This window comes from Psychrobacter sp. UBA6739, from assembly GCF_002453835.1.
GTDB lineage: Bacteria > Pseudomonadota > Gammaproteobacteria > Pseudomonadales > Moraxellaceae > Psychrobacter > Psychrobacter immobilis_A.
In genome coordinates this window covers 1-14,253 of the sequence record NZ_DKHR01000009.1, presented here as the reverse complement: position 1 = coordinate 14,253, position 14,253 = coordinate 1, and the positions used below count along the sequence as shown (strand labels likewise).

12 protein-coding genes are annotated in these 14,253 nt (G+C 43.6%); 8 read left to right on the top strand and 4 right to left on the bottom strand.

What is annotated here, in order from left to right:
- Positions 1–241 precede the first annotated feature (241 nt).
- The 8 genes from B2575_RS02645 to B2575_RS02610 all read left to right on the top strand — a co-directional run bounded on the left by B2575_RS02645 (position 242) and on the right by B2575_RS02610 (position 5,653).
- Positions 242–1,219, top strand: a complete 978-nt coding sequence (locus B2575_RS02645; RefSeq protein ID WP_045452892.1) for a hypothetical protein — start codon at positions 242–244, stop codon at positions 1,217–1,219.
- Positions 1,220–1,280: 61 nt separating this feature from the next.
- The gene (locus tag B2575_RS02640; RefSeq protein WP_201605774.1) at positions 1,281–1,700 is read left to right on the top strand and encodes an antiterminator Q family protein; all 420 of its coding nucleotides are present in this window, start codon (positions 1,281–1,283) and stop codon (positions 1,698–1,700) included.
- 168 nt (positions 1,701–1,868) lie between these two features.
- Entirely contained in the window at positions 1,869–2,105 is a 237-nt protein-coding gene (locus B2575_RS02635; RefSeq protein ID WP_045452902.1) for a helix-turn-helix transcriptional regulator, read from the top strand.
- A 3-nt stretch (positions 2,106–2,108) separates the two neighbouring features.
- The gene (locus B2575_RS02630; protein ID WP_045452906.1) at positions 2,109–2,339 is read left to right on the top strand and encodes a helix-turn-helix domain-containing protein; all 231 of its coding nucleotides are present in this window, start codon (positions 2,109–2,111) and stop codon (positions 2,337–2,339) included.
- A complete protein-coding gene (locus tag B2575_RS02625; RefSeq protein ID WP_045452909.1) occupies positions 2,332–2,607 on the top strand; it encodes a hypothetical protein in 276 nt (91 codons plus the stop codon). The genes B2575_RS02630 and B2575_RS02625 overlap by 8 nt, the downstream gene beginning before the upstream one ends.
- A 176-nt stretch (positions 2,608–2,783) precedes the next feature.
- Positions 2,784–3,116 (top strand): hypothetical protein, encoded by a 333-nt coding sequence (locus B2575_RS02620; protein ID WP_296240055.1) that lies wholly within the window; start codon positions 2,784–2,786, stop codon positions 3,114–3,116.
- A complete protein-coding gene (locus tag B2575_RS02615; protein WP_045452917.1) occupies positions 3,106–3,285 on the top strand; it encodes a hypothetical protein in 180 nt (59 codons plus the stop codon). The genes B2575_RS02620 and B2575_RS02615 overlap by 11 nt, the downstream gene beginning before the upstream one ends.
- Positions 3,286–3,394: 109 nt before the next feature.
- Entirely contained in the window at positions 3,395–5,653 is a 2,259-nt protein-coding gene (locus tag B2575_RS02610; RefSeq protein WP_201605772.1) for a YfjI family protein, read from the top strand.
- 1,413 nt (positions 5,654–7,066) lie between these two features.
- On the opposite strand, the gene B2575_RS02605 is transcribed toward B2575_RS02610, so the two are convergent.
- The 4 genes from B2575_RS02605 to B2575_RS02590 all read right to left on the bottom strand — a co-directional run bounded on the left by B2575_RS02605 (position 7,067) and on the right by B2575_RS02590 (position 14,031).
- Complete coding sequence (locus B2575_RS02605) at positions 7,067–8,851, bottom strand: acyl-CoA dehydrogenase C-terminal domain-containing protein (RefSeq protein WP_201605770.1); 1,785 nt, start codon at positions 8,849–8,851, stop codon at positions 7,067–7,069.
- A 320-nt stretch (positions 8,852–9,171) separates the two neighbouring features.
- Positions 9,172–10,965, bottom strand: a complete 1,794-nt coding sequence (locus tag B2575_RS02600) for an acyl-CoA dehydrogenase C-terminal domain-containing protein (RefSeq protein ID WP_201605768.1) — start codon at positions 10,963–10,965, stop codon at positions 9,172–9,174.
- Positions 10,966–11,358: 393 nt separating this feature from the next.
- Complete coding sequence (locus B2575_RS02595; protein ID WP_201605766.1) at positions 11,359–13,071, bottom strand: putative bifunctional diguanylate cyclase/phosphodiesterase; 1,713 nt, start codon at positions 13,069–13,071, stop codon at positions 11,359–11,361.
- Between the two features lie 54 nt (positions 13,072–13,125).
- Positions 13,126–14,031, bottom strand: coding sequence for a 16S rRNA (uracil(1498)-N(3))-methyltransferase (locus B2575_RS02590; RefSeq protein WP_201605764.1), 906 nt, complete (start codon positions 14,029–14,031; stop codon positions 13,126–13,128).
- Between the last annotated feature and the right edge of the window lie 222 nt (positions 14,032–14,253).

Genomic DNA, 14,253 nt, shown 5'->3' with positions numbered 1-14,253 from the left:
GCTGGCAAGTTTGATAATGTTATTCATGCTGATTTTAAGAATAAAAAACAACATCAAGCCTAAAACAGCACTGCCATAACTGACAAAACCCCCATATTAGACAGTTTTAACCAGTTTTGACGGCTCAAGGGCTGTCATACCACTTGTGAGGCTAGGTAGTCATGAACCGAACGACAGCGATTTACACCCTTATGCTGTCAGCGCCTCACTCCTACTTTTTTTAAGGGTGTAGGGTGTAAACATGATTAAGTATTTATCTATTGATGAGGCTATCTTGATTGCTGAGAATAGAATTAGAGGCTCAATGTTTGAAACAGTAGGAGCAAAACAGTTTTTAGAAAGATTTATAAATAAAGGGCAATTAATACCAGTTTTTTATTTTAATGGCTATGGAGTTTTAAACCTCAATGTTTCACTAGATGACATGGAAATGAAAAACATATGGCGCATAGAGGGTTATTTTTTAGATAAACATGCTTATTCTTTGGATAACTCAGGTGCATTTAGGCGCTCAAATTCAAATATAGAGTCTGCATTTAAAAACCTAAGCAATAGTATTTTTAGACTTAGATATAATTCTGGAATTTTGCACGAGGTTTTAACAAGTCGTTTCGTTGGCACTGATGAGGCAGCAAAGCGAATAAATAAAACTAATGTAGATGATGATGTATTCCTTAAAAATAGACATGTTACCTTATTCAATGATGAGCCAATATATGAGGGGCGTTATGACTATGAGGACATGGACGACACCATTGTCATAGATAGGGGTAATGTTTTCTTTGCTATTGAGGACATCAATAACATTTTGGAGCAGTTGCCAGTTAATGCAGGGCAGCACATAGCCGCCCCAGCAATGACCGCCGCGCCATATCAAAACAATAGCCAAGACAATCAACGTATAGCCGAACTCACAAAGCAGCTAGAACAAGCCCACGCCGATAATGATTTATTAAGAAAGAAACTAGACGATCACAAGGAGTTGCAGCCAAGCTCAACAGCCGCCGTTACTCGTCTATTAAACGTCTTATTCTATAAGTTAGATTATGACGTTAGCGCCCATTCAGGTACTTTAAACAAGCAGCTTATCGAATATTCAAAGCACCCAAGTGTTAATACGTCTATAAGCAAAGGTTTTCTTGTACAGTGGCTTAAAAGAGTACAGCAATTAAGGATAGACACAAAAACAGGGTCACATGACCGTCACACGCCCTTATAGATAACCCAGCACTTGTACATACTGCTACACCTTATAACGCGTAAACTAAAGAGGTGGCAGCATGGCGTACAGCTTAGATCTAGAGGTGCAAGACTTGTTAGCGTCTTGGGGTCATTGGGTATTGGCAGACGGTACAGGGTTAGGTTATACCAGTCCAATGGCTATGTTAATGCGTGGGCATGTAGTAGAGAAAAGAAAAGCGCGTACTACCATGTTTATAACCGATGATGAGGCGTTAAAAGTTGAGGGGCTTATCACTATTTTATGTGAGTATAAGCCGTTAGAGGGCAAAATCTTACTATTGAAATATGTTGAGCGCATGAGTGCCAGTAGCATAGCCAAGCATTACTTAACGCCGCTTAAGTACGGCAAAGACAGTGAAAAGCAAGTCAGCTCATATCAAGCAGCCCAATACATAGCGAACGCGGAGGGGTTTATAACAGGCTTGATATTGAATAAAAACTACAAGCAAAACAAGTAATGACATGAACAGAATATAACAGCCTTGCAGCAATGCAGGGCTTTTTTATTGCCTATCAAAAATAGGGTCATGTGACGGTCATGTGACCTTATAGCACCCTCCTATCAAAAGCTAATATGCAAACTCCAGACCACGCCAAACAATGGCAGACAATAGGAGTTAATCAGCATGACCCAATCGACAGACAACACCCAGACACCCCCAGCAATCCACCCAGACGGGCAAATGCGTATTAAGCAAGCCGCCGCCTTAATTGGTGTAAGTCCGCTTACTTTGCGTAGATGGTGGCAAGCCGAGCCGCCCAAGTTTATCAAGCCGTCAAACGTCAATGGCATTTTGCTATTCAAGAACAGCGATATTCTGGCATTTATTGACAGCCAACACGCTAACAGTGATGAGGTGTAACCGATGACTAAACAAACTCAAAACCAAATCATCAAAGAGCACTTGCTAACAGGGCAGCCAATCACATCATGGCAAGCAATCACTGAATACCGCATAACGCGCCTTGCTAAGTGTATTCATGAGCTTAGAAAGGCAGGCATGAATATCCAAAGCAAAACCGTTAAGGATAACGGCAAGCATTTTAGCCGCTACTGGGTTAATAAGGCAGACGATGAGGTGAACAACTATGAGTAGAGATGAACTTGTAAACGAGGTAATGGACAGGCTAAAAGAGCAAGGTTTTTTGATGATAACTGATGACTTTATCGACCAGTTAATCATTACCTTGCATGCCAATGTGACCATCATTAATACCATGACAGAACTTGCAGAAATAGAAACTCAAATGTTAGGCAGCTTGTTACCTACAGGCAGCCGACAAGTGGAGTCATTAAAAAATCTATCTGTAAAAATAGCAGAGATAGCCTTTAACGTGGAGAACGTAAGACATGAGCAAAGATAACAAAACCAAGTTAAGAGCCGACTACAGGCAGCACAGCGACAACCAGCACCCCAAGCGCGGTAAGTTTAGCGTTATCGGTTTTATATCAATCATGGCTGGCTTGTTAATGCTGCTACTAATCGCCTCATGCGAGCGCGTCAACGTTCAAACAATCACAAAATCAAAGGTAACTAATCATGCGTCACTTAAATAACACCGCCCACGCCAGCCAAATTAAAACCATCAACATGACAACCGCCGATGATGACGAAGTGATTTTAATGCCGTCTATCATGTTGTCCGATATTGCATGTGATATAAGCGGCGCTATTACCGTCCTGAACGATGTTGGCACACTCTTAAGCCTTATCTATCAACAAGGCATTACACCCCACCAAGCGGCAAGCATGGCACGCCTAACACACGATGCCGCCGACACATGGGCAAACTTACTTTGCAGCTCGCTAAACACTCTTAACGAGCCATTAGCCCAAAGTGTTTTTGGTGAGGTGGCAGCTCATGACGACTGATAACGACAACCCTAAAACATTCATGCACGCTCAACTTGCCTATGCGAAGTCAAAGCAGGGCAAAGAGCAGAAAAGAAAAGACGCACAAGGCGGGCGTTACTATCAAATCATGCAAGCTGCAAAACGCGCACAAGCTCAACATGACAGCGATAAGGAGGGCGAACAATGAGGCACTGCCCACAACCCAAACAGAGCCGCAAATATGCCAAGCGCAAAAACTATTACAAGAAGTATCGAGCAACGCGCCAGCCTAAGCAGACGCAAACGAGGGGTAAAAGATGACTACCACACAGCAAAACGCCCATGCGACCAACACGGGCGTAACTACTGTTTTGGGCGACCACAGCCCAGCAACGGAGCAAACATTACAAGGTGACAAGCTGCTAACAGATATTTATCACTTGTTAGAACCCAATAGTTTGTTAGACATTCAACAAGAAATCGCACCGACCACAGGCGAACATGCAGGGGTAAGGCAACAAACTACAGGCACAGTAGGAGTAATATTACATAACAGGATTTATGAGGCAATAAGTCTTTTGTGTATAACGCCAAATAGTAGCGGATTGCCTTTTGTCACTGACACTAGCCAAGCATGTGCGCTATTTCTTGGCACACCTCAAAGTGATTATGAGCTAGTCATAGTTGATAACTACAAAGATGGGGTAAAGCTCGCTAAGCATTTTGCACATGAGAAAATCATAGTAGCAGTGAGTCCAACGCCTCATCTATTGCTTGATACGGTAAAGCACTTTGCACACGATACCCAAGTAACAATATTCCCCAGCATTGAGCACAGGGACAGGGTTAAAAAACAGTTTGCAGGGTGTAACGTCAAAGTGGTTATTGCACCATTGGGTGTGATAACTCATCTTGAATGTGGCAAAAGTTATGCTGAAATCTTATCTTTTGATGATACCCAGATAATCGACTTGCAGTTAGCAGACTGGGCAAAACCAAAGCCCATCAATCACACCTTGCCGCCCGTGACCAGCATAACCAAAAACATGCTACCAGAGCCGCTTTACAACTACTCAATGAACAGCGCCGAACGGCTTAACGTACCGCTTGAATTTGTAGCCGTGCCTTTGCTTGTGGCATTGGGCAGCGTCATAGGTACAAAGGTAGCTATCATGCCTAAGCGCCTTGATGACTGGGACATAGTGCCAAATCTGTGGGGCGCTATCATTGGGCAGCCCTCAAGTAAGAAAAGCCCGTCAATAGCCGCCGCAATGAAACCGATTGATAACCTTGCGAGCCAAGCAAGGGCAGCTCATGAACTCGCTAAACAAGAACATGAAACGCAAAAGCTCATCAATGACAGCAAGGCAAAGGCAGACGATGACGCACTAAAGAAAATGGCTAAGCAGCTTGCTACCCAGACCGATGACACGGACGAGCCTATAACCAGTGAGGACTTGCACAAAAAGGCAGCCGCCATAGCTGAAAGCAAGGCTCAAGATAACAACGTGCCCATTCCACGCCGCCACATGGTAGGTAATATTACTATGGAAAAGCTGGGCGAAATTGAGAACCAAAACAATAACGGCGTTCTACAGTTTCGTGATGAGCTGTCAGGCTTTTTAGCCAGTCTTGATAAGGACAGCGAACAAGAACAAAGGGCGTTCTACCTGTCAGGCTTTAACGGTACAGGCAGCGAAATGGTGGACAGAATAGGGCGCGGCTCGCTATTTATTGAAAATCATTGTTTGTCTGTCATGGGTGGCTTGCAGCCTGATAAGTTAGAGATGTATTTAGAAAAGACCATGAAAGGGTTAGGCAATGACGGGCTTATGCAACGCTTTCAAATGATGGTTTACCCAGACCCAATAGCACGGGTTAAGCGGAATGATATAGCAGTCGATAAGGACAGCCGTAACGCCGTTTATGCCTTGTTTGAGTCGATGGACAACCTTTACACCGATAGCTTAGTCAGTTACGGGGCACATGAGCCGAACGAGTTCTACAAGCGCCCTTATTTTCGATTTGATAGTAATGCTTACCCTGTGTTTATGGACTGGGACGACAACCTACAGAACAAAGCTGATGAGGCAGAACATGACGTAATAACCCAGCACTTGCTTAAGTATGGCAGACTTGTCCCAGCGTTAGCCCTCATCTTTCATCTGGTGGACTGTGTGGAGATAGGCAGACGGTTAGGAGGGGTTAGCCTTGACGCACTACAAGCGGCGATTGCATGGGGCGATATGTTAGAAACTCACATGCTTAGGGTGTATAGCTGCATTACTGATAATTCACACCTCAAAGCGTCTTTGCTGTCCAAGAAAATATTAGAAATGCTTAAGAAACCAAGTGACAAAACCGACAAAACCGACTGGGTAAGTCATGGCTTTACCGCTCGAAGTCTTAAGCGCAAAAGCTGGAAAGGCTTAACTGATGATGAGGCAGTACAGACCGCGCTTGATGTGCTGATAGAATATGACTGGCTTAACTACAAGCAAGTAGAAAGCACGGGGCAAGGTGGCAGACCGACAGAGCGTTACTTTATCAATCCAAACCTCAAAGCGTTTATATAGTTTCGTCAGTTTTGGCAGTGCAATATCTGGGCGTTATTTAAAAATAGCGCCTTTTTTTGCTTGTTAGAGGTTATGTCAGTTTTGACAGTGCAAAGTTGGAGGCAATAGCAATAATTTAATGATTAATTGAGCATTACCACCAACGGCGACCATGCTCAATCACCTAAGGAAACCCTAAGGTTTTAGATAAGTCCAGTTTTGGACGTATCGCATTCAAGCAGTCCAGCACCGCCGCGCATGTTGTCATTTGTTTACATTGTCAGCACTCAAAACCTGAGGAAACCCCTAGTTTTTAGATGTGAGCAGTTTTGCGCCTATCTCATGCAAAGGGGTAGTTTTCGGACACGTTAGAACCCAGCAAAATCCAATATTCAAAACCTGACAAAACCTTACATTCAAAATCAATTTGCACCGCCGCCCATGTTGTGAAATGTTGTTATTGGCAGCACTCACTACCCCAAGATAACCACAAGGTTAGAACCTGATAAAACATGAGGTTTTAGCACCGCCGCCGACCTGTCAAAACCTGTCATTCAAAGCCAAATCACACGCCGCTAATGCTAACAAATGCTAACATTTTGCATGGCATTCCCTCATCATTGCCAATATCACAAAGCTATGCAGCATAAGGGCTTAGCTAGTTTCTGTACAAGTATCGCGCGCGCACGCGAGGCAAGCACCAATTACAGGGGTTTTTGAACAATATAAAAAAGGAGTTCTTGGAGTCCATAAAGGGGTAGTTTTTCGGACTGTTTTAAAAGGACTGGGGTAATTTTCGGACATCGTAGAGGGTAATTTTGCGAGTCCATAAAAGGGACTTTATGCACAGGTATCGTAAGGGACTTTTCGGACATCTTAAGCAGCGGCTAAAAATGAGTTGTTGGACACGTTAGGGGGAGTTAATGGAACAGTACGCACACGGGGTAGGTTTTGCTTATGCTGGATAGTTTCAAGACAAGTAACATGAGGCAGCATAAGCGACTTTTCGGACAGGTATCGTGAGCAATCAAGCTAATATCAAATAATTAACCAATGATGTGAGTCTTAACACGTTATCTATACCGCCTCATTTAGCCGCTACAGCGTTTTAACCTTGATATGGTACAAAGTTAGCTAAGCTAAGTTAGAGCCTATGAGCTTGTTATCAAATGTTATGGTTTTCACTTGCTGGCATGTTGAGGAATGTTGAAACTTAAACGACTGTTTTTAAGGTTTAGCCTGTTAAGTAATGTTAAGGTTTTAACTACCAATAGCCAAAAAATAAAGCTAGTGGCTACCAAAACGGCTACCAAATATGCAAAGGTTTATATAATTACGTTTAAAAACAATATGTTATACGTAAAAAAGGGACAGTAACGTGACTGTCCCCTTATCGTAGTGCGGTATTGCCTACTTTATTATAAAAGCAAACAATTAGCTAGCAGGTACATCAAAGTAGCTAAGATCAAAGTTCATCATTGGATCACTACCAGCTTGAACCATTTGAGCATGAGCATCGATGCGTGGCAAAATACGCCCGACGAAATAATCGGCAAGCTTGGCTTTATTGGTATAAAACTCACCTTCTTTACCGTTAGCGGCTTCTATCATCAACGCAAACATGTACGAATAAGCGAGGTAACCAAAGGCATGCATGTAGTCAACGGCACAGCCATTGACTTCGTTTTTACGCTCGCTAATGTTACTAAGAACAGTGTTGGTCAATGCTTCAATCGTGTCGGCAGCATCTAGCGTTGCTTGCTTGATACCATGATCTGCTTGCATGTTATTGACGAAATCACGAATTTCACCTAAGAAGTGGGTGACGTATTTGCCGTTATTTTTTGCCACTTTACGACCTAGTAAGTCAAGTGCTTGAATACCGTTGGTGCCTTCATAAATCTGTGCAATACGGGTATCACGGACGATTTGCTCCATACCCCATTCGCGGATATAGCCGTGACCGCCAAATACTTGCTGGCAATCAATGGTCGCTTCTAATGCTTTGTCGGTCAAGAACGCTTTAGCAACTGGCGTCAATAGAGCAACACGTGCGGCAGCAGCTTGAGCGGCCTCTGGATCGGTACTAAACTTCTCTTCATCAAGATTTTTAGCAACGTACATCGCAAAGCAACGTGAGGCTTCGGTATTGGCTTTGGCATTCAACAGCATACGGCGTACATCGGCATGATGAATGATGGCATCCGCTGGTTTTTCTGGACTTTGCAGTTGGGTATCGCTACGACCTTGACCACGATCATTGGCATATAACGCCGCATTTTGATAAGCAAGCTCAGAACCACCAAGACCTTGCAGACCCATGGTGACACGCTCATAGTTCATCATAATGAACATTGATGACAGACCCGTGTTTTCGGCACCAACCATCCAGCCTTTAGCGCTGTCAAAATTCATGACACAAGTGGCTGAGGCTTTGATGCCCATTTTGTGCTCGATAGAGCCAACTGCTAGGGTGTTACGCTCGCCTAAGCTGCCATCTGCATTGACCAAAAATTTTGGTACGACAAATAACGAAATACCTTTTGAGCCTTCTGGGGCGTTAGGGGTTTTTGCCAATACCAAATGAATGATGTTTTCGGTTAAGTCATGCTCGCCGCCAGTGATAAAGATTTTGGTACCAGAGATATCATAGCTACCGTCATCATTAGGGATAGCTTTGGTTTTGATGATACCTAAGTCAGTACCAGCATGTGGCTCTGTCAAGCACATGGTGCCCGCCCACTCGCCATTGTACATTTTTTCTAGGTAAGTTTGCTTTTGTTCTTCAGAAGCCGCTGCGTTTAGGCACAGTGTCGCGCCAACGGTTAGGTTAGGGTAGAGGGCAAATGATTGGTTGGCAGTGAATACCATCTCTTCAGTCAGCATGGTCACCATTTTTGGGAAACCTTGACCACCGTATTCAGAGTTACCGCTTAAGCCAACCCAGCCTGATTCAGCATACTGTTTATACGCTTCTTTAAATCCAGTAGGAGTCGTGACGACGCCATTACCTTCAAAGGTTGCGCCTTCTTCATCGCCGCTGCGGTTGATTGGCAAAAGAATGTTTTTTGACAGTTTTGCCATTTCTTCCAAAATCATATCGACTGTTTCCATATCGACATGAGCTAAGTTTTCGTTGTTTTGCCAAAATTTAGGCGCGTTAAATACATCATTTAAGATAAAGCGCATGTCATTCAGAGGGGCATTATAAACAGCCATAAACATTCCTTTGGTTCAAATAAATAAAATTAAAGTTGTTAAAGATATCAATTGTTCTTTTGGTCTAACCTTAGCGGTTAATAATCAAAGTTTAGCAAATAAGCTTGCACACGGGTGTGTTTCTTCGTGAATTGTGCGTACACCAAAAGTATTGATAAAGGATAGCCTTTATAAAAATAAGGATAGATTTTTACAAAAGGTTAGGTTTTTTGAAAGTGTTGACTCTACTCGTTATTAATTTTAATAGCGCTAAGAAAATCGGCAACACACTTGAGTATGTTGCCGATAAAAATACAGTATTAGCAGTATTTAACGTCTAATTAAAAAGCGAACTGATCAACGTCCATGCTCATGTACGGTTCAACACCAGTGCTGATACGCTGTACGTGAGTGGTGGTACGTGGCAATAGCTTAGCAAAGTAGAACTGCGCGGTTTTTACTTTCGCGTCGTAGAAGGCTTGTTCGCTAGTACCGTTCGCAAGTTCAGTTTGTGCTACTAATGCCATGCGTGCCCATAAGTAGGCTAGCGTTACATAACCGCTGAAATACATGTAATCAACCGCAGCGCCGCCAACCGCATCTGGGTTTTCAGTGGCTTGCATGCCGATGCGTGCAGTCAAATCACCCCATTCTTTAAGGTGTTTGGCAAGTGGGCGAATAAACTGACCCATCGCATCATTTTCTTTGTTTTCTTCACAGAATGTTTGGATGATTTTGACGAAGTTTGCAAGCAGTTTGCCTTGTGAGCCCAATACTTTACGACCTAGTAGATCGAGTGCTTGGATTTCAGTGGTACCTTCGTAAAGACACGCAATGCGTGTATCACGCACGTTTTGCTCCATGCCCCATTCGCTGATAAAGCCATGACCACCATAAACCTGTACGCCATGGTTAGCCGCTTCTAGACCAGTTTCAGTCAAGAACGCTTTAGCAATAGGTGTCAATAGTGACAACATTTGATCAGCAAATTTAAGCGCATCGCCTTCGCCTTTTGCGACGGTATCGGCAAAATGTGAGAGGTAATAAACCAAAGCACGACCACCTTCGGCAAAGGCTTTTTCAGTCAACAGCATGTTACGAACCGCTGGATGTACAATGATAGGGTCAGCGACTTTTTCAGGGGCTTTAACACCAGATAATGAACGCATTGCTAGACGATCTTTGGCATAAGTCAATGAGCCTTGGAACGCATATTCTGCTGCGGTTAAACCTTGAACTGCGGTACCAATACGCGCCACGTTCATAAAGGTAAACATGCACTGTAGACCACGGTTTTCTGGGCCAATCAGATAACCCGTTGCGCCATCAAAGTTCATCACGCAAGTGGCTGAGGCTTTGATACCCATTTTGTGTTCGATAGAGCCACAAACGACGTTGTTGTTTTCACCTAGGCTACCATCTTCGTTGACCGTTACTTTAGGAACGATAAACAGTGAGATGCCTTTTGTGCCAGCAGGCGCGCCTGGTAGACGAGCCAATACAATGTGAATGATATTGTCCGTTAAGTCATGCTCACCCGCTGAAATGAAGATTTTTTGACCAGTGATGCTATAGCTACCATCTTCTTTAGGCTCGGCTTTGGTGCGGATAATACCTAAATCAGAACCTGCATGTGCTTCAGTCAAGCACATGGTGCCTGACCATTCGCCGCTGACCATTTTTTCTAGGTAGGTTTGTTTTTGCTCGTCCGTACCGTGATGCTCGATGGTTTGAATGGCACCATGCGATAAACCAGGGTACATAGAGAATGACCAGTTAGCTGTACCAACCATTTCATTAATGACGGTTGATAATGAGAACGGCATGTTTTGACCACCGAAGTCTTCTTCAGCAGATAAGGCTGGGAAGCCAAGCTCACAATAGGCTTTATAGGCTTCTTTAAAGCCCTTTGGCGTAGTGACTTGACCATTGTTAAACTGGCAGCCTTCAGCGTCACCACTTTGATTCAATGGTGATAGCTCATTTTCAGCAAAGCTTGCCGCCATTTCAAACAGACTGTCCATTAGCTCGCGATCCGCTTCTTGGAATGCTGGCAGGGTTTTATAATGGCTTTCGCTGTCGAGTAACTCATGCATCACGAATTGAATGTCACGTAAGGGCGCTTTGTATTGCATAACTTCCTGTCCTTTTGAGAATATAACCCATCATCATCAAGGGTAGGCACATGACTGCACTGTTATTTAGTGCACAAGTCCAGCCCATATTAATCTAACGAGCCCAAATAAATGCTAGGCAATAATGCAGATTGACGATGTTGTCGGCTATATAAAATAGTATTGAAAAGAATGGCGATGGTTAGAGTAAGCTTGAAACTTAATAAGCTCTAACAAATTCACTATAAAAGATAGGCTTTCAGAGGGGATTATACAAGTTTGGTGACAGCACTGATAAGTCATGAACCTATCTTGCATCGGTTATACAATCGACGTTAGGCGTTAAGAGGAAATGCGAATAACCATATGAAAATACTAATGATACTGGATAAATAAGCATCCGTTAAAGGGGGTTTATTTGGCGGCGTACTGCTGAATCAACATCTCAGTCGCAGCCTCTGCTGGCACTGGTTTGCCAAACCAATAGCCTTGACCCTGTTGACAGCCCATTTTTAGCAACACATCGCGCTGTTGTTCGGTTTCGATACCTTCGGCGACTACCTGCATATCAAGTGCCATTGCCAAGTCTAAAATAGCTTTTACAATGGCATGTTGGGTACGATCGGTGTCGATGTTGGATATAAAACTTTTGTCAATTTTAATGAAATCAAACGGATATTCTTGTAAGTAACTCAAAGAGGCATAACCGGTGCCAAAGTCATCCAACGCCAGACAAATCCCCAGTTCCTTGAGCAAATTAAGCTGTTTTTTGACATTTGCATGACGCTGAATTAAGGATGATTCGGTGACTTCAATATGTAGCTGATGCGCAGAAATACGGTGTTGCACCAATAAACTGCTCACCATCTCAGAAAATTCAGGGTGGCTAAATTCGGCGGCATCTGCATTGATACAGATATGTTGACAAAACCCTTGCTGTTGCCAAGTCGATAACTGCTTAGCAATTTGAACCGCCATGTGCGAGAACAACTCAAACGACAGTTTATGAGTGATAATGGCATTGATAAAATGTATCGGCTTTAGCAGTCCGCGAGTCGGGTGTTGCCAACGTACCAGCGCTTCAAAACCAATAATGATGCCAGTAGCCAGCTCAAACTTTGGTTGATAATAAGGAACAAACTGATTTTCAGTGGTAGCGGCTCTAAGCTCCGCCTCTAACTGCAAGCTACCCGCAGTGGCTTCGTCAATGGCCGCATCATACCAGCAAATGTCATCACCGCCTTGCTGCTTGACATAATGCAGCGCTTTTTCAGCCTTGGTCAATAATCCTGTCACTTCATCGTCGTTAGTGGGAAAGTAACTGACCCCGACGGAAATATGACAATAAATCTTGGCGTCTGTCGCAGTGTTTTCATCTAAGGAGAAGGGGCGTTCACACATTTGCATTAAGCTGTCTAGCTGATGACGTACCATATTAGCGTCATTAAATTCGAATAATAACGCAAAATCATCGCCGCCAAAATGGGAAAAACACTGTAAATTATCGAGCTTAAGGTTCTTCAGGCGTGTGACAAAGTTTTTTACCAAAGTGTTGATGCCGTCAGGGCCAAGCAAGCTTGCTAGATTGCGATAACGGTCAATATTAAAGCGCACAATCACGACTTCTTGATAGCTGTCCAACAATAGGTCGCTGGTCTGACTCAAGAAAACCTTACGGTTTGGTAATCCAGTCAATTGATCATAATTGAGCAAATGCGCCACTTGCTTTTGATCTTTGACGACCGAGGACATATCACGCACCATGCCGATATAGTAAGTCTTATGATTGACACAGATTTTGCGATAAGTCATGTGACAGTCAAGTATTTGTCCATAACGGTTCGGCATCGAAAAGTCGTTTTCATAAAAACCATTGCAGTCTAGATGGTCAGTGATATCTGCTAAAACGGCCCTTTCCTCATCTGATAAAAATTCTGCCGCATAAACACCAAGTGGTCTGCCAAGCAAAAATGACTCACTGTAGCCAATGATAATCTCATAACTGGCATTGACCGATAGATAGCGTAAATTGGCATCTAAGATGAATATGGCATCATCAAGCTGCTCGCATAACTCGGCCAGCAGTTGCTGCTTGTCTGCGATGGAAATAGGGGCGAAAGCAGTCATAGTTGGACTCATCATATCGAAATAGAGCAGCAGTTAGGATTACGCATAGGGTATTTACCCATAATAGCTCAAAGCATGCAGAGTCGCCAACGCCACCACGGGTGCAGTCTCGGTGCGTAAGATTCTTGAGCCAATTTGCCAAGGTTCAAAACCAGCTTTGGCTGCTTGCTGGCATTCATCAACGCTCAGACCACCTTCAGGGCCTATTAGCAGCTCAATATAAGGAGACTGTTGCGTTAAGACTGTTGGTAGCGACCTAGGCATTGCTGGTTGTCCTGCAGCTGGTACGCTCAGTTGCAGACGCAAATCTGCTGGTTGTTGTAATATTTGATAATAAGGGTCTTGGCTAAGGGTTGTGACAATAATACTGGTAGTAGGAGGGCGAAGGTTCATTTGCGCATCGGCAGAGTGAGTCACTGATTGTTGTAACCAGTCATTTATGGACACAGGCGCAATAATAAGCGGTGGACGGTTAAGACCGCATTGTTCACACGCGGCAATGGCAACTTGCTGCCAATGTATCAGTTTTTTTTCTACTTGGGCAGGCTTTAGATTGACCTCGCCATGATGGCTACTTAGCAATTGAATGGCAGTGACACCAAGCTCGGTGGATTTTTGAATCGCATAGTCCATGCGTTCACCGCGGCTCATCACTAGACCGATTTTAGTGAAGACAGCGGCACTTCGGTCAGTATCTACATGTGCTAATAATGTCACAGTGGCGTGTTTTTTGCTGATGGCTTGTAGCTGCACCTGATACTCGCCGCCAAAGCCATCGAATAATATGCCTTGATCGCCAATATTGGCACGCAATACACGGCACCAATGATGGACGATACTCTCTGTTAATTCGGCACTATCCCCAATAGCCAAGGTGCTAAGTTGAGGATGGAATGAGCCTCTTTCATCACTGATGTCATTGCTGGTGTCATTGCTGGTGTCATAAAAAAAACGTCGCACAGTTGCTTAGTCCTATTGTTTGAATAATATATTTCAAATATCTTAGCAGAATATCGTTTGAGAGGGTAAAGGGATTATCTTTAGTAGAATTTGCATTAGAGCAATTCTTATACTAAAAAGACTGGCGCTCCTAGGAACGCCAGTCTTTAAAAAATACATTTAATAAATACGATGAGCAATTAAGCTAAGCCGAGTGCTTCAACCAAGCGCTTGTTTGGCTCA